This window comes from Aeromonas sp. s4 (assembly GCF_040907855.1).
Lineage (GTDB): Bacteria > Pseudomonadota > Gammaproteobacteria > Enterobacterales > Aeromonadaceae > Aeromonas > Aeromonas caviae.
This window is the reverse complement of sequence record NZ_JBFOCP010000019.1, coordinates 30125-44792: the sequence shown is the minus strand read 5'-3', so window position 1 is coordinate 44792 and position 14668 is coordinate 30125. Positions and strand designations below refer to the sequence as shown.

General features: G+C 62.5%; 13 protein-coding genes. 5 read left to right on the top strand and 8 right to left on the bottom strand.

The window, feature by feature from the left end:
* Window positions 1-234 precede the first annotated feature (234 nt).
* Window positions 235-843 carry an HTH-type transcriptional regulator PuuR gene (gene puuR, locus AB5Y89_RS04490; protein WP_029314011.1) on the top strand — a complete coding sequence of 203 codons (609 nt, stop codon included), beginning with the start codon at window positions 235-237 and terminating at the stop codon, window positions 841-843.
* Between the two features lie 49 nt (window positions 844-892).
* A complete protein-coding gene (locus tag AB5Y89_RS04485) occupies window positions 893-2170 on the top strand; it encodes an FAD-binding oxidoreductase (RefSeq protein ID WP_128273405.1) in 1278 nt (425 codons plus the stop codon).
* A gap of 100 nt (window positions 2171-2270) precedes the next feature.
* Here the strand turns inward: AB5Y89_RS04485 and AB5Y89_RS04480 are convergent, their stop codons facing one another.
* The 5 genes from AB5Y89_RS04480 to AB5Y89_RS04460 form a co-directional block, all read right to left on the bottom strand.
* Window positions 2271-3470 (bottom strand): transporter, encoded by a 1200-nt coding sequence (locus tag AB5Y89_RS04480; protein ID WP_368222963.1) that lies wholly within the window; start codon window positions 3468-3470, stop codon window positions 2271-2273.
* Window positions 3471-3532: 62 nt separating this feature from the next.
* Complete coding sequence (locus tag AB5Y89_RS04475; RefSeq protein WP_010673556.1) at window positions 3533-4192, bottom strand: hypothetical protein; 660 nt, start codon at window positions 4190-4192, stop codon at window positions 3533-3535.
* Between the two features lie 7 nt (window positions 4193-4199).
* On the bottom strand, window positions 4200-4877 hold the full coding sequence (locus AB5Y89_RS04470; RefSeq protein ID WP_039039335.1) for a C39 family peptidase: 678 nt from the start codon (window positions 4875-4877) through the stop codon (window positions 4200-4202).
* 52 nt (window positions 4878-4929) lie between these two features.
* A complete protein-coding gene (locus AB5Y89_RS04465) occupies window positions 4930-5889 on the bottom strand; it encodes a hypothetical protein (RefSeq protein WP_368222961.1) in 960 nt (319 codons plus the stop codon).
* Window positions 5890-6076: 187 nt separating this feature from the next.
* The gene (locus AB5Y89_RS04460; RefSeq protein ID WP_235674242.1) at window positions 6077-6655 is read right to left on the bottom strand and encodes a hypothetical protein; all 579 of its coding nucleotides are present in this window, start codon (window positions 6653-6655) and stop codon (window positions 6077-6079) included.
* A 346-nt stretch (window positions 6656-7001) separates the two neighbouring features.
* Between AB5Y89_RS04460 and AB5Y89_RS04455 the strand changes: the two genes are divergently transcribed.
* On the top strand, window positions 7002-8303 hold the full coding sequence (locus tag AB5Y89_RS04455) for a sigma-54 dependent transcriptional regulator (RefSeq protein ID WP_010673560.1): 1302 nt from the start codon (window positions 7002-7004) through the stop codon (window positions 8301-8303).
* Window positions 8304-8401: 98 nt separating this feature from the next.
* Here the strand turns inward: AB5Y89_RS04455 and ybaL are convergent, their stop codons facing one another.
* Together ybaL and ggt are read right to left on the bottom strand one after the other, a co-directional pair.
* Window positions 8402-10033 (bottom strand): YbaL family putative K(+) efflux transporter, encoded by a 1632-nt coding sequence (gene ybaL, locus AB5Y89_RS04450; RefSeq protein ID WP_043155825.1) that lies wholly within the window; start codon window positions 10031-10033, stop codon window positions 8402-8404.
* Window positions 10034-10407: 374 nt separating this feature from the next.
* On the bottom strand, window positions 10408-12189 hold the full coding sequence (gene ggt / locus AB5Y89_RS04445) for a gamma-glutamyltransferase (RefSeq protein ID WP_368222959.1): 1782 nt from the start codon (window positions 12187-12189) through the stop codon (window positions 10408-10410).
* Window positions 12190-12301: 112 nt separating this feature from the next.
* On the opposite strand from ggt, the gene AB5Y89_RS04440 reads away from it, so the two are divergent.
* Window positions 12302-12919: a GDSL-type esterase/lipase family protein gene (locus AB5Y89_RS04440; RefSeq protein WP_288212490.1), complete on the top strand. Its 618-nt coding sequence runs from the start codon at window positions 12302-12304 to the stop codon at window positions 12917-12919.
* Between the two features lie 179 nt (window positions 12920-13098).
* Here the strand turns inward: AB5Y89_RS04440 and rdgC are convergent, their stop codons facing one another.
* Complete coding sequence (gene rdgC, locus AB5Y89_RS04435; protein ID WP_010673564.1) at window positions 13099-14010, bottom strand: recombination-associated protein RdgC; 912 nt, start codon at window positions 14008-14010, stop codon at window positions 13099-13101.
* A 179-nt stretch (window positions 14011-14189) separates the two neighbouring features.
* Here rdgC and AB5Y89_RS04430 point away from each other — a divergent pair, with 179 nt between their 5' ends.
* Window positions 14190-14618: a GNAT family N-acetyltransferase gene (locus AB5Y89_RS04430; protein WP_010673565.1), complete on the top strand. Its 429-nt coding sequence runs from the start codon at window positions 14190-14192 to the stop codon at window positions 14616-14618.
* Window positions 14619-14668 lie beyond the last annotated feature (50 nt).

Genomic DNA, 14668 nt, shown 5'->3' with positions numbered 1-14668 from the left:
CGACCATAAAATGAGCTGAAATGTTTTTCAAGTGTTAAATATATTTGAGTGAACTGGGCGTCACATGCTAGAAATGGGGCTGTGAGCGTGATTGTAGCGGTTTTCATTGCGCAGGGTGTGCAAAATAATGAACGCTCTGGGTTGTGCAGGATAGTGAACGGGGCTGACGTGCCTGACTCACTATATTGACCAGTCGGCCCCAGGTATTCGAATGACCATGGAAGGAGGTGGGCGATGGAGCAATCCCGTGGCGAGGTCCGGTGGCGGACCATGACGGACAACCCCCTGGCGGAGCACGAGAGAAACATGGGGGAGCGGCTTGCCCGGATCCGCAGGGAGCTCGGGCTCTCCCAGCGCCGGGTGGCGGAGCTGAGCGGCCTGACCCACGGCGCCATCTGCATGATAGAGCAGAACAAGGTGAGCCCCTCGGTGGCCTCCCTGCAAAAGCTGCTGAGCGTCTACGAGCTGCCGTTGTCGCGCTTCTTCGCCGAAGAGGAGGTGGCGAGCACGCCCAGCGTGGTGATCAAGGCGGAGCAGCTCATCGAGCTCGGCAGCCAGGGGGTCTCCATGAAGCTGGTGCACAACGGCAACAATCGGCGCCAGCTCGGCTTCATGCTGGAGACCTATGCCCCCGGCACCGACACCGGCGGCGTGGTGAAGCATCAGGGGGAAGAGGTGGGCACCGTGCTGGAAGGGTCGGTGTTGCTGACCCTGGCCGGCCAGACCTATGAACTGTGCGCCGGGGACAGCTATGTCATCGACACCGGCGAGCCCCACAGTTTCAGCAATCCCTCGGGGCAGGTCTGCCGCATCGTCAGCGCCCACACCCCGGCCAGCTTTTAATGTGAACAACCCGTTGTGTTGGAAACGAACCGGTAAGGAAACAGGGATCATGACCGAACATGTAAAGAGTTACTACGCAGCCAGTGCCAACAAACACGCGCCCTATCCCACGCTCACCGAGCAGCTGGAGTGCGACGTCTGCGTCATAGGCGCAGGCTACACCGGCCTCTCCAGTGCGCTGCATCTGGTGGAGAAGGGGTACAAGGTGGTGGTGCTGGAGGCGGCCAGGGTCGGCTTTGGCGCCAGCGGCCGCAACGGCGGCCAGATCGTCAACTCCTACAGCCGCGACATCGACACCATCGAAGCGAACTGCCCGCCGGATCAGGCCAGGCTGCTCGGCTCCATGCTGTTTGAGGGGGGCCAGATCATCCGCGAGCGGATCAAGCGCTACAACATCCAGTGCGATCTGCAGGAGGGCGGGGTCTTTGCCGCCGAGACCGAGAAGCAGCTGCACGAGCTCAAGGCGCAGAAGGCGCGCTGGGAGAAGTGGGGCAACGACCAGCTGGAGCTGCTCGATGCCAAGGGGGTGCGCGAGGTGGTCGCGAGCGATCGCTACGTCGGCGCCCTGCTCGACAAGAGCGGCGGCCATATTCACCCTCTCAATCTGGCGCTGGGGGAGGCGGAAGCCATCCGCATGCAGGGGGGGCTTATCTTCGAGCAGTCCGCCGTCACCAGCATTACTCCGGGTCAGCCGGCGTTGGTCAAGACCGCCAAAGGGGCGGTGAAGGCACGCTTTATCGTGGTGGCCGGCAACGCCTACCTCGGCAATCTGGTGCCGGAACTGGCCAGCAAGAGCATGCCTTGCGGCACCCAGGTGATTGCCACCGAAGTGCTGGGAGAGGAGCGGGCCCGTTCACTCTTGCCACAGAACTACTGTCTGGAGGATTGCAACTACCTGCTCGACTACTACCGCACCTCCGGCGATCACCGGCTCATCTATGGCGGCGGCGTGGTCTACGGGGCGCGGGATCCGGCGGACATCGAGCGGCTGATCATCCCCAAGATGCTCAAGACTTTCCCGCAGCTGGCCGACGTCAAGGTGGAGTACACCTGGACCGGCAACTTCCTGCTCACCCTGTCGCGCCTGCCGCAGTTTGGCCGCATCGGTCACAACATCTACTACATGCAGGGCTACAGCGGCCACGGCGTCACCTGTACCCATCTGGCGGGCAAGCTGCTCTCCGAGGTGCTGAGCGGTCAGGCGGAGCGCTTCGATGCGTTCGCCAGGCTGCCGCACTACCCCTTCCCGGGTGGCCGCCTGCTGCGCATTCCCTTCACCGCCGCCGGCGCCGCCTGGTACACCCTGCGCGATCGCCTGGGGGTGTGATGACAAGGTGGCCCGCCAGGCAGGCTGGCGGCAACAAGAAGAGGGAGGCGTTATGCCTCCCTCGTTTTTTTGTCGTCAACCTGCCCGGGCCCTGACAGGGCTAGAAGCGGTATGGGAAGCGGATCCCGATGGTGTAGTCCGGTGCATCCGTGGTGAGCCCGGCAGACCAGTTGACCGCCATGGAGAGGTTGTCGGTGATGGCCCAGGTCGACCCCATGCCAAAGCTGGCGGCGTTGGCATCGGAGCCGGTGACCTTCTCCATGGCAAAGCCTTCGGACCCCTGCTCGGACTCCATGGTGACGCGCTGGTTGATGTTGAAGGAGAGGCTGAAGCGTTCGTTGAGGGCGAATGCGACCCCCAGGCCATATTCATACCAGTCTCCCAGCTGGATGCTGCCGGGCTGGTTGCCGGGCTGGTAGGAGATATCGTCAAAGTCCTGCTTGAGGCTGTGGCCATAGTTGAGGCTGGCAAACAGGATGGCGGGATCCATGGTCTTGACCAGGGAGAAGCCGGTAGAGAGCTGCCAGAGCCCGTTGCCGGTGGCGAGCTCCTTGGGGGTCACCAGGTTGCCCGATTCCGAGGTGTTGATCTCGATGCCGTAAGGATCCTTGCCGGTCGGCGCCTTGGCCCGGAAGTTCCACACCAGATCCGGCCAATCCTCGCTCTCTGCCATGACCCTGTAGTAGATGGCGAGGCTGAGATCCCCCAGACCGCCATCGCTGACGCTCTGCTCCTCGAAGTCGCGGCTGGAGTTCTCCTTGCCGGTGCTCTGGTAGTTGGTGTTGCGGAACATGTAGGGGAGGGCCAGCTCCAGTTGCCAGCGATCGTTGAGGGTGTAGCGGGTGATGACATCCGCCGTCCACTGATCGGAGCGCACCCGATCCAGGTTGATTTCGCCAAGGAAGATGGCGTCCAGGGCGAGGAAGCCGCGCAGGGCGAGATCCTTGCGGTTGTAGTGCTGGTAGGAGAGGCCCACATCGACGGTCAGGGCGCGGTCGAACACATTGTGCTGTTCGATCATCAGGTCTTCGGTGCTGCGGCCGACTTCCGGCGTGCGCCGTAAGGCGTCCTGCTGGGTGGAGGCGACGGCGGCCCCGGCTCCGACCCCGGCGGTTGCCGTCGTGGCACCGGCGGCTTTGACGGCCTCCAGGCGGGCCTGGAGCTGATGAAGGGCCTGATTTTGCTGGATCAGTTGCTGGCGCAGGAGATCCAGCTGTTGTTGCAGGGCCTCCTCCTCGGCCGTGGCCCCCCAGCAGGCGAAGGGGGCGAGGGCAATCAACAGCATGCGAGACTGTTTCATCGGGATACGTCCTTGTTGTTTATCATCCTTTCTGATGGTTCAGCCCCCGGGCTCACCGGTGCTCAGCGCGAAAACCAGATGCGGGTCTGATTGAGCGTCTGCAAACCGTCCCCTCTGACCTTGTTGAACTGCAGCAGCCCCCGGCTGAAGTCGGTACCGCGCAGGCTCTGCTCCAGCAGGACCCGGCCGTCGGAAGAGTGTAGTTGCAAGCCGGCATAATTCCCCGAGACCCGATAAGTGGCGGTGCCAAGATCGCCCTGGTGCTCGTAGCTGCCCGCCTGAACCAGGTGCCCCGTCATGGTGGGGGTGGTCAGTTCAATACCGGTCTGGTTGACCGAGCTGTTGCCGCTCCCTTCCAGTTGAACGACCTGCACCAGCCCGGCCCCCTGCACCTGGGCCTCCTTGGCGGGCGTGGCCGCGGGCTTGACCTCATCCTTGACGCGCACATCCAGCTTGGGTTTGTTTTGCACAATGCTCAGTGCCAGGTTCATGGCCGCCGTCTGCTGGGCCTGGGCCGTGGTCAGTGACGAGATGAACTCGATGCCGAAGTAGCTGATGCCATGGCTGCTGACATAGCGGCCGCGCAGGTGGGCCAGCTCCCCGTCCGCCAGTTCGGGCGCAAAGTGGTCTGACAGATGGGCCAGCGGGTCCGGTGCTGCCAGCAGCGGAGAGGCGATGCCACCCAGGCTGCAGAGGAGGCATAGGGCGGGTCGGGTATTCATGATGACCTCACATTAGCTCTTTGTGCTGAAAACCGAATTCCAGCAGGGATGTTTCATTGACCGGGGCGAAGAGCCCATCCTTGCCTCTGACAGAGAGCGGGGGAGAGGGGTTGGCAAGGGGGGCATCGGGACGATAGCCCGCGCCGATGACGGCGAGGAGGATGCCGTTCCAGCTCTCCTTGAACTCCTTGAACGTGATCACCCGGTTGCCGAGGGCCGGGTCTGCCAGATAGACGCGATCGTGGCGATCGATGGCCCGCAGCACGGCAAAGTGCTGATAGCCGCGAATGTTGAGCAGGACGATGGTGGGCACCCTCACCTGGCGCAGTTTTTCATCGCCCAGTCGATACCCTCTGACCCGCATGCCGAGCATTTGCAGGTACTGCTTCATGTCGAGCATGGAGAAGCCGTAGTGCTTGACCTGCTCCGGGTCTGCCATGGCAAGCATGCCATCCATGACCCAGCGTTCATTGGTTGCATGGCCGTAGGCGTAGCGCAAGATGGTGGCGACGGCGGCGGCCCCGCAGCTGAAATCCGTATGTTGGCGCTCGATGTTGGCGTACCGGCGCTCCAGAATGCTCTGCACCGGTTTGTTGAGATCCCCCAGCGCCGGAAGATGCTCTCCCAGTGGCACCGAGCCCGCCCAGACGGCAGGACAGCACAGCAACAGCAACAGCCAGCGCATTCAGACCTCCAGTGTCAGGGAAAAAGGGGGCAATGGGCCCCCTCGCATCGACTTACTTGGCAAACCCTGCGGCCAGCGAGAGATTGTTCGCTTGCAGGTTGTTGGTCCCCGAGGAGACGTTCACCCCGATGTTGCCCACGGCACCGTTGAAGGCGCCGCCATCGATGGTTGCCCGGTTGAAGGTTTCGCGGCTGGTGTAGGTGTTGACCACGGGAATATACCCGACGGCGTACCCACTGAGCTTGATGTCACCCTCTTCCTTGAACTCGAACTTGCCATCATCTTTCGGGTTGTTGTTGCCGTACCTGTCGTTGTCATTGTCGTGGTCATGTCCTTTCTTGACATCATGACCGGTACCGCCCCCCTCGTAATCGCCCCAAGCCTTGAGACCGAGGAACACACCCGCCTTGTCAACCGTCTTGGTTGCACTCAGGCTTTGGTTTTCGGTCATGTTCTTGGAGACGCTCTGGCTGTTGGTCACAGTGGCCACGGCCATGTTGCCGGTGGACACGGACGCTGCCATGTTGTTGGCCTGGACGTTACCCGAGCCCGAGGTCACGTTGACCCCGATGTTGCCTGCGGCATCCTTGAAGGCCCCATCGCCCACACCGGCCTTGTTCTGATGGCCGTGATTGGTCGTCCAGTTGTTGCTGGCGCTCTGGGTGGAGAAGACCTCGGCATCCGACGATCCGCCAGGGGCGCCATGTTGTTGTTGACCACGACCCATGATGAACTCGGCATCGACCTCGTCATAGGCGGCCAGGGAAGCGCTGTTGCCCTGTACGTTGGAGTCACCGGCTGCGACGTTGGCGCCGATGTTACCGGATGCACCCTTGAACGAGCCGTCGATCTTGCTCGTGTTCTCCGTTCTTGTATTGGCGGTGCCTATCATGGAACTGGACTGCTGGTTGTCCACGACGGCCATGCCGAGTTTGTTGACGTTGATGTAGCCGCCGACATTGACCCTGCCTTCGTATTCCACATCGACCTCTGCCTTGACCTTCTTGGTCAAGGTTGCCCCTGTCTCATCTCTGTCACCGCGGTAATCGGCGGATGCAGTGCCCGACATGGCCATGATGACCGCGGCGGCTAATGAGCTATAAATAAGTCCACGCATAATGAGTCTCTCCATTGAACTTTCAGCGGAAGATATGCCCATCGGCTGATACCCCCGGGCCTGGCTTCCTATCCCTGCGGCATCATGGGGATGCCGTTACTGCGCCAGCCAGGGGCAGGGAAACCATGTTGACTGACTGGTTTCCCTGTCCCGTGACCTGGTTCACCTGAATGACCCCCTTGCTGCCCGTGAGGGCGGTGTCATCCAGATAGATGCTGGTAGTGGTGTTGGCGGGGGGCTTTCCCCCTGGGGTCTTCGCGACGCTGGAGCTGAGATTGATGTCGGTCACGATACCCAGGCCGCTGTCATCGAGGGACAGGGCGAAGGCGTTCAGTTGCTGGTTGCCCTCACCCGCCCCCTGATTGATGCCGACCAGTCCCCGGTTCTGGCTCAGGGCCGAGCCCAGGATGGCGACGCTCTGGCTGCCGTTCAGATTGGTGGTGGATTGATTCAGCTGACCAAATTGAATGACGGCCGGACCCGAAATGGCGATGGCGGCAAGATTGCCTTGTTGGTTGTTATTGCCGGCAACCATATTGACGCCCATGGAACCACGAATATTGCTCAATGCCTGAGCACCGAGATCGACCCGGTTTTGTGCCATTGAGGGGGTGGCAAATGCCAGAAAAGGAAATGCTGCCAATGCAATATATATTTTCATGTTCTGTCTCCATATGCCAGGAGGGCTTATTGGAGAGAGCAACGACCATGCCAATTTACAACCATATGATTTTTAGTTGTTTTTTATTTGATATAATTGTTTTTACGTCTCAATATTGAGAGCGACATATTATGTCGTGAAGTAAGCGCTTATTTATCAATGGATTTATTTTTTCTCACGGATAATTTGGCTGTCTCAATATTGTGGTGCCATCAATCTAAAGGCGGGATGGTTTATAGTTATCATCGTCTGGCCATATTAAATGGCGCCATTTGATGATAAAGGGAGTTATCTGGACAAGTCGTCAGACTCCTTCGTGCAGTGGCGATAACAAGGAGTTGTCCCTATGACAGAAACGGCATTGTTGCTCATCAATTCATGTGCCGTACTGGAAAGCCTGCTGGAACAAGGCGAGTGGCAGGTGGAGCAGGCAAGCTCCCTGGTGGTGGCAGAGAAAAAACTGCAGGAAAAGGACTATCCCCTGGTGCTGGTGGTAATCGAGCATCAGCAGCACGAAGCCCTCTACAACCTGATTGCGCAGCACTCCGGCGCCTTGTGGATCGGCCTCATCCAGCGGGACTGTCTCGCCAGCGAAGCCCTTCGCAATTTGCTGGCAGCCTGTTTTCATGATTTTCACACCTTTCCCCTGGACAGAGACAGGCTCTCCCACAGCCTGGGACATGCCCTGGGGATGGCGCGCCTCATCCGGCGACACCGCCCCCGACTGCAACCCCAGCTTCGTTTCATCCAGGGGGAGAGCGCCCCCATCCGCCAGTTGCGCGACCAGATCGTGCGGTTGCAGCATTGCCGCCTGCCCGTACTGGTGACGGGACCGAGCGGCACGGGCAAGGAGCTGGTGGCCCGGGAGCTGCACTACAGCACGTTCGGGGAGGAGAGCCCTTTCGTGGCGGTCAATTGCGGGGCCATGCCCCATCAGCTCATCCAGTCCGAGCTGTTCGGCCACGTCAAGGGGGCCTTCACCGGGGCACAGCACCACAAGATAGGCAAGATAGAGGCCGCCGATGGCGGCACCCTGTTTCTCGACGAGATAGGGGAGTTGCCACTGGAGGATCAGGCAACCCTGCTGCGCTTCTTGCAGGAGCAGTGCATAGAGGCGGTGGGCAGCCACCTGACGCGTCGTGTGGATGTGCGGATCATCGCGGCCACCAATATCGATGTGGAGCAGGCGGTGGCCAGCGGCGGATTTCGCATGGATCTCTACTACCGGCTCAACGTGGTGCGCCTGCGCACCCCAGCCTTGTGCGAGCGGGCGGAAGACATCCAGCTCCTTGCCGATGACATTCTGGCGGAAGTGCGGGGCGGGCGGGTGCTCAGTTTCACCCGCAAGGCGCGCCAGGCCATGCAGTCCTATGGCTGGCCGGGGAATGTGAGGGAGCTGCGCAACCGGGTTCAGCGGGCGGTGGTCATGTGCAGCGGCCCCTTCATCGAAGCCGATGACATGGAGCTGACCAACATGGACAGCCTGCTGCTCGACGGCTCGCTCAAGGCGGTGCGCGAAGCGGCGGAGCGTCAGGCCTTGCAACGGACGCTGGCCCGCTTCCCCGATCAGCTCGAGGAGGTGGCCCGCACGCTCGATATCTCCCGGGCCACCCTTTATCGCCTGCTGGACAAGCACGATCTGCTGTGAGGGGACGGCAGTATCGCCCCGTCATGCAAAAAGCCCGGGCAGCAGGCCCGGGCTTCTTGTCTGGCCCCGTCGTGGGGACTCGTTACTTCCGATGAGCTTCAGGCCATCTCCATGGCCAGGTGACAGAGTCGCCGCGCAGCCTCCTCCTCGCTCTTGACCACCTGATGCACGCCGCGCACGCGCAGATGATGCACCTCCTCGTGCTGGTGGGCACAGGCGGCGATGCGCATCAGGGCGCCGTATTCCTGCGCCCTGATGGCTATCTCACCGGCCAGCAGGCTGTCATCCAGGGTGATCAGCAGCCAGCTGGCGTTGGGCAGCGCCGCCGTCAGCAGATCCTGCTGGATGGGATGGCCCGCCAGACAGGTGATCCCCATGGCTCGCCAGGGGGCCAGCAGTCGCTCGTCGGTGTCGATCACCACCATCTCCCTGCCTTGTTCATGCAACTGCCGAATGAGGTGCTGGCCTATCTCGTCGGCGCCCACTACCACCACATGGCCCTGCAAGGGGCAGAGGTGAGGTGACCCATCGGTGCGTGGTTCGGGATGGCGCCTCAGCCAGCGCTCCACCTGGTTGAAGACCAGCGGATTGAGCACGATGGAGAAACAGGCGCCGACCAGCACCAGATCCCGGGCGACCCCGGGGACCAGTTCGAGCATGACCCCGAGACCCATCAGGATGAAGGAGAACTCCCCCACCTGGGCCAGGCTGGCGGAGATGGTCAGCGCCGTGCGCTGGCTGTGGCCAAAGAGCCGCACGATGGCGAAGGCGGCCACCGATTTGCCGATCACGATGACGAACAGGGTGGCCAGCACGGCCAGGGGCTCGCGCAGCAGGATGACGGGGTCGAACAGCATGCCCACGGAGACGAAGAAGAGCACGGCAAAGGCGTCCTGCAGGGGCAGGGTGTCGTTGGCCGCCTTGTGGCTCAGATGGGAGCTGTTCATCACGACGCCGGCGAAGAAGGCGCCGAGAGCAAAGGAGACGCCAAACAGCTTGACGGCGCCAAAAGCGATGCCAAGGGAACAGGAGAGGACTGCCAGGGTGAACAGCTCGCGGGAGCCGGTGGCGGCGGTGCGGGCCAGCAGCCAGGGGATGAGGCGTCGCCCGCCGATGACCATCAGGGCGATGAAGGCAGCTACCTTGGCCAGGGTCAGGCCGATATCCGCCATCACCTGGGCCGGGGTCAGTGCCTCGCCCCCCTGCTGCAGGTTGGCGAGGATGGGGAGCAGTACCAGGGCCAGCACCATCACCAGATCCTCCACGATGAGCCAGCCGATGGCGATGCGTCCCTCGTTGGTGTCGAGCTGGCCGCGGCTCTCCAGGGCGCGCAGCAGCACCACGGTACTGGCGGTGGAGAGGGCCAGGCCAAACACCAGGCCGGCGGTCACGGTCCAGTCGAGCAGTTGGGAGAGGCCAAGGCCGAGCAGGGTCGCAAGGGTTATCTGAACGATGGCTCCCGGGATGGCGATGTGTTTCACCGACAGCAGGTCTTTCACGGAAAAGTGCAGGCCGACACCAAACATCAGCAGGATGACGCCGATTTCGGCCAGCTCGGGGGCGAGCCGCAGATCGGCGACATAGCCCGGCGTAAAGGGGCCGCATACCACGCCGGCCGCGAGGTAGCCCACCATGGGGGAGATGCGCAGGCGGCTTGCCAGCATGCCGAAGAGGTAGGCCAGCACGAGGCCGCCTACCAGGGTGGTGATAAGGGGGAGTGAGTGGTCCATGTCGTCACCTCGCTAATGGCAGTCAGGGGCTACCAGATCACCCGAAGGCGAAGATGGCAGCTGTCAATGAGCAGGGGGCGAAAGAGACAGAAGTTGGCCGTGTCAAGGGGAAATCTTGAGGGCAACAGATGCCGTTTCTATTGAAAAGTAATGCATTTATATGCCATGAGCAACACTGTTCCAGTTTCTACGTTGGTTTTAATGAAAAGCGTCTTTAATGCATTGCGATTGGGTGAAAAGAGTGTGCAGTTAAAGAAAAATTGGCAGGAGTAATCAATCGATGATGATATTGGGAGGCAAGGGAGAACACCTATGAGCACACGGCATGGAGGAGGCGGGCCTCCTCCATGGTGAACGAGGGTGCTGAAGGGACATCACTCTCCCCTGGCGACCCCCTCACGTCTGGGGTCTGCGGCCCCCAGCCAGCCGCCGGCATGGCGCTGGATGCCCTGCAGCCCGGAGGTCTGCTCGTTAAGCAGGACCTCGTGCCCTCTGGCCTTGAGCCCCTGAACCACGGCGTCGGGCGTGCGCCCCAGCTCCAGCTCGGTGGGGCCGTTGCGACTGCCGAAATTGGGCAGGTTGATGGCCTGCTGCAGGTCGAGCCCCCAATCCTGGGTGCCGAGCAGCGCCTTGCCCACGTAGTTGATGATGGCCGAGCCTCCCGGGGAGCCCAGGCTCATCTCGAGCTCGCCGCTTGCCTTGTCAAACACCAGCAGGGGCGACATGGAGGAGCGGGGGCGCTTGCCGGGCTCCACCCGGTTTGCCACCGGCAGGCCGGCGGCGTCCACCGAGGTGAAGGAGAAGTCGGTGAGCTGGTTGTTCAGCAGGTAGCCGTTGACCATCAGCCGCGAGCCGAAGCCATCCTCGATGGAGCTGGTCATGGCCACCGCCATGCCGCTCTTGTCCACGATGGAGATGTGGCTGGTGGAGGGCAGCTCCGGGGTGGCGTCCCGGCCCCTGGCCAGCGCCCGGGGCGGGTTGCCGGGCTGGGCGACGCCCATGGAGCGGTTGCCGATAAGGTGCCCCCGCTGCGCCAGATAGCCCTTGTCCAGCAGGCCTGTCACCGGCACGTCGACGACGTCGCCGTCGGCCACGTACTGGTTGCGATCGGCGAAGGCGAGGCGTGCCGCCTCGCTGTAGAGGTGAATGGCCTCGCTGGAGGCGGCCAGTTGACCCTGCTCCCCCTGTACCGGTTTGAGGGCGGCCATGTCCCGGCTTTCCAGCATGCCGAAAATCTGGCCAAGGGCGATGGTGCCGGAGGAGGGGGTCGGGAAGCCGCAGATCTCGCTCTGGCGATAGTCAAAGCAGAGCCCGTCCCGCAACTTGGCCCGGTAGCTGGCGAGATCGGCGGTGCTCAGCACCCCGGGGTTGGTCGGGTGGGCGTGCACCTTGGCCACCATGGCCTCGGCCAGCGGGCCGCGATAGAAGGCGTCGGGGCCGTCGCTTGCCAGGGTACGCAGCACCCTGGCCAGGGCCGGGTTGGTGAGCCGGGTACCTGCCGTCTTGGGAGTGCCGTCCGCCTGATAGAAGTAGGCACGGGCGTCCGGATCCCCGGCCAGATAGGGATCTTTTGCCAGCAGGGTGGCGAGGCGGGGGCTTATCACGAACCCTTGCTCCGCGAGGGTGATGGCGGGTTCGAACAGCGTGGCCCAGGGCAGCTTGCCATAGCGCTCGTGGGCCAGGGCCAGGGCACGCACCGTGCCGGGGGCGCCGACGGAGCGCCCGCCCACCACCCCCTCATAGAAGGCTATGGGTTTGCCCTCCTTCATGAAGAGCTGATCGGTGGCAGCGGCGGGGGCTGTTTCCCGGCCATCCACCGCCGCCACCTGCTTGCCGTCCCACACCAGCATGAGGGAGCCGCCGCCGATGCCCGAGGATTGAGGCTCCACCAGGGTCAATACCAGCTGGACGGCGATGGCTGCATCGACGGCGCTGCCCCCCGCCTTGATGATCTGGTAGCCCGCATCCACCGCCAGCGGGTTGGCCGCCGCCACCATGAAGTCACGGCCTTGCCAGCCGGGCTTGTCAATCCAGCCGCTGGCCGCCTCCGGGGCGATCAGGGTCTGGGGAGGAGGGACATAGTGAAAGCCGTCCTGGGAGGCGCAGCCGCCAAGCAGGCCGAGGGCGACCAGCAGGCCGAGGGGTTTGAGGGACATGACAGGCTCCTTGTCGGTTTCTTGTTCACCTGCCGAAATGTGTCACACTTGGAGCTTGATTAAAAGTTTGTCTTAATACTCATATGGTTACAAAACTATCAAGGAGGCGCTCATGACACACCGGGGGACGCTGGCGAAACCTTGCATGGCGGGGCTGCTCTGCCTGTTGCTGACGGCCTGCGGGGAGCCGACCTTCAGACCGCTGGCCCAGGGGGAGACCCTGCTCGCCTTCGGGGACAGTCTGACCGAGGGGCGCGGGGTGAGCCCGTCCCAAAGCTACCCCAGCGTGCTGGCGAACCTGAGCGGCCATCCCGTGGTCAATGGCGGGGTGTCCGGAGAGCTGAGCCAGGCCGGCAGGGCCCGCCTGCCCGGGTTGCTGGCTCGGCACAGACCCGCTCTGGTCATCCTGCTGGAGGGGGGCAACGACATCCTGCGTGGCAGCGGGGAGGCGGCCCTCAAGGCCAATCTCGCCGCCATGATAGAGGCGGTGCAGGGGAGCGGGGCCCAGATCCTGCTGGTCGGGGTGCCCCGAAAATCCCTGTTTGCCGATGGCGCTCCCCTCTACGAGGAGCTGGCAGATCAGTACGGGCTGGTGCTGGACAACGACAGCATCGGCGAGTTGCTGCGAGACCCGGCCCTGAAGTCCGATGCGGTGCATTTCAATGCCGAGGGTTACCGCACCCTGGCGCAGCGACTTCATCGACTGTTGCAGGAAAGGGGGGCACTCTAGCGAGATGTCATGCTGCCGGGGCAGTGCGCCATGCTGCCGCAATCAATGGGCTCAGGGGATTGCGCGGCGGGAGGGCGGCGGCGCTACCCCGGAGGGGGCCAGCCCGTGGCGATGATGCCGATGGAGATGAAAAAACCGCCGTGAAGGCGGTTTTTTGCAATCAGGCTGAGCCAATTTGCTTAGATGGACTGCTCTTCACCGCCCAGGGCAGCAAACAGGGCCGGGATGAACTGGGAGAGCTCGGCGGTGACCAGGGCGAAGTCGGCGTCCAGGCGGGCGGCGGGATCTTCACTGGTGACGTCGTCGTTCTGCTCGCGCAGCTCTTCGCTGAACTTGAGGCGCTTGATGGAGAGATCGTCCCCCAGCACGAAGCTCAGGGTTTCGCCCCAGTTGAGGGCCAGCTTGGTCACCAGCTTGTCGTTGGCCAGGTGATTCTTGATCTCCTCGCTCATCAGATCCTGCTGCTTGCAGCGGATGATGCCGCCGTGCTCCATGGCGCTGCGCAGCTCGGCTTCGTCCTCCAGGGTGAAGGCGGCGGGCAGGTTGCCCTCGTTGAGCCACTCGGTCATGGTGATCTCGGGCGGGTTCTTGAGGGCCACCGGCACTACCGGCAGGGAGCCGATGGATTTGCGCAAGAGCGCCAGCAGATCGTCCGCCTTCTTGGCGGAGCCTGCATCCACCACCATCAGGTTGTCGGCAGGGTTTATCCAGGCGAAGGTCTGGCTGGTGCGGCTGAAGGCGCGGGGCAGCAGGGTGTGCATGATCTCCTCTTTCAGCGCCTCCTTCTCTTTCTTCTTGAGGGCGCGGCCCTGCTCGAATTCAATGGCCTCTACCTTCTCCGCCAGCATCTCCTTGACCACGGTACCGGGCAGCATCTTCTCTTCCTTGCGAGCGCACAGCAGGATGTGGCCAGAGGCGGCGTGGGTCAGGGTGGAGCCGAATTTGCCAAGGGGCTTGACCCACCCGAACCGGGAGATGTCCTGGCTGCCGCAGGGGGTGAAGGCGCAGGCTTCCAGCTGGGTTTCCAGCTGCTCAACGGTCAGGTCGAAGGGGCGGGTAAAGCGGTAAATCTGCAGGTTTTTAAACCACATGGCGTCCTCGGTCTCTAGATTGTCCGGCGGGCATTGTACTAGAGAGGCGCTTTGTGATCAGCCAATCATTCTCGCTAAATAAAGGGCGATCGACCTCACAGGGCCCCATCTTGATCCCCCGGGAGCGGGCCCAACTCCCCTAGACTGCGAGTGTTCACATTGCTGACAAGGAGGCGACCATGTTGAGACAGAGTCGGCCGGAAGACATGGAAGAGATCGTCGAAATCTGGCTCCTGGCCTCCCTGCAGGCCCACGATTTCGTCGATGCCTCCTGCTGGTGGCAGGCTCAAGAGGAGCTGCGTACCCGCTACCTCGATCACGCCCGCATCTGGGTGTTCGAGGAACGAGGGGACCTGCTCGGCTTCATGGCGCTGGTGGATGATTACCTGGCTGCACTCTTCGTGCGCCCCGACCGGCAGGGGCGGGGGGTGGGGCACGCCCTGTTGCAGGAAGCCAGATCCAGATGTGCCGAGCTGCATACCCGGGTCTTCGTGGAGAACGAGCCGGCGGTGCGTTTCTACCGCCGCCACGGCTTTGAAATCGGGGGGGAGGTGCCCGATCCCCTCACCGGTCATCTTCAGTACCAGATGCATTACCAAGCCGTCTGAATCTGACGTCTGGGGCTGCCCCGGTTGAAAACGGGGGGCACCATCCTCAT

What these genes read in the sequence shown, in the direction of transcription:
- AB5Y89_RS04470 (WP_039039335.1), bottom strand. Translation starts at nt 4,877, where the DNA reads ATGCGCTGGCTGTTGCTGTTGCTGTGCTGTCCTGCCGTCTGGGCGGGC.
- AB5Y89_RS04480 (WP_368222963.1), bottom strand. Translation starts at nt 3,470, where the DNA reads ATGAAACAGTCTCGCATGCTGTTGATTGCCCTCGCCCCCTTCGCCTGC.
- ybaL (WP_043155825.1), bottom strand. Translation starts at nt 10,033, where the DNA reads ATGGACCACTCACTCCCCCTTATCACCACCCTGGTAGGCGGCCTCGTG.
- AB5Y89_RS04455 (WP_010673560.1), top strand. Translation starts at nt 7,002, where the DNA reads ATGACAGAAACGGCATTGTTGCTCATCAATTCATGTGCCGTACTGGAA.
- rdgC (WP_010673564.1), bottom strand. Translation starts at nt 14,010, where the DNA reads ATGTGGTTTAAAAACCTGCAGATTTACCGCTTTACCCGCCCCTTCGAC.
- AB5Y89_RS04460 (WP_235674242.1), bottom strand. Translation starts at nt 6,655, where the DNA reads ATGAAAATATATATTGCATTGGCAGCATTTCCTTTTCTGGCATTTGCC.
- AB5Y89_RS04485 (WP_128273405.1), top strand. Translation starts at nt 893, where the DNA reads ATGACCGAACATGTAAAGAGTTACTACGCAGCCAGTGCCAACAAACAC.
- AB5Y89_RS04440 (WP_288212490.1), top strand. Translation starts at nt 12,302, where the DNA reads ATGACACACCGGGGGACGCTGGCGAAACCTTGCATGGCGGGGCTGCTC.
- puuR (WP_029314011.1), top strand. Translation starts at nt 235, where the DNA reads ATGGAGCAATCCCGTGGCGAGGTCCGGTGGCGGACCATGACGGACAAC.
- AB5Y89_RS04475 (WP_010673556.1), bottom strand. Translation starts at nt 4,192, where the DNA reads ATGAATACCCGACCCGCCCTATGCCTCCTCTGCAGCCTGGGTGGCATC.
- ggt (WP_368222959.1), bottom strand. Translation starts at nt 12,189, where the DNA reads ATGTCCCTCAAACCCCTCGGCCTGCTGGTCGCCCTCGGCCTGCTTGGC.
- AB5Y89_RS04430 (WP_010673565.1), top strand. Translation starts at nt 14,190, where the DNA reads ATGTTGAGACAGAGTCGGCCGGAAGACATGGAAGAGATCGTCGAAATC.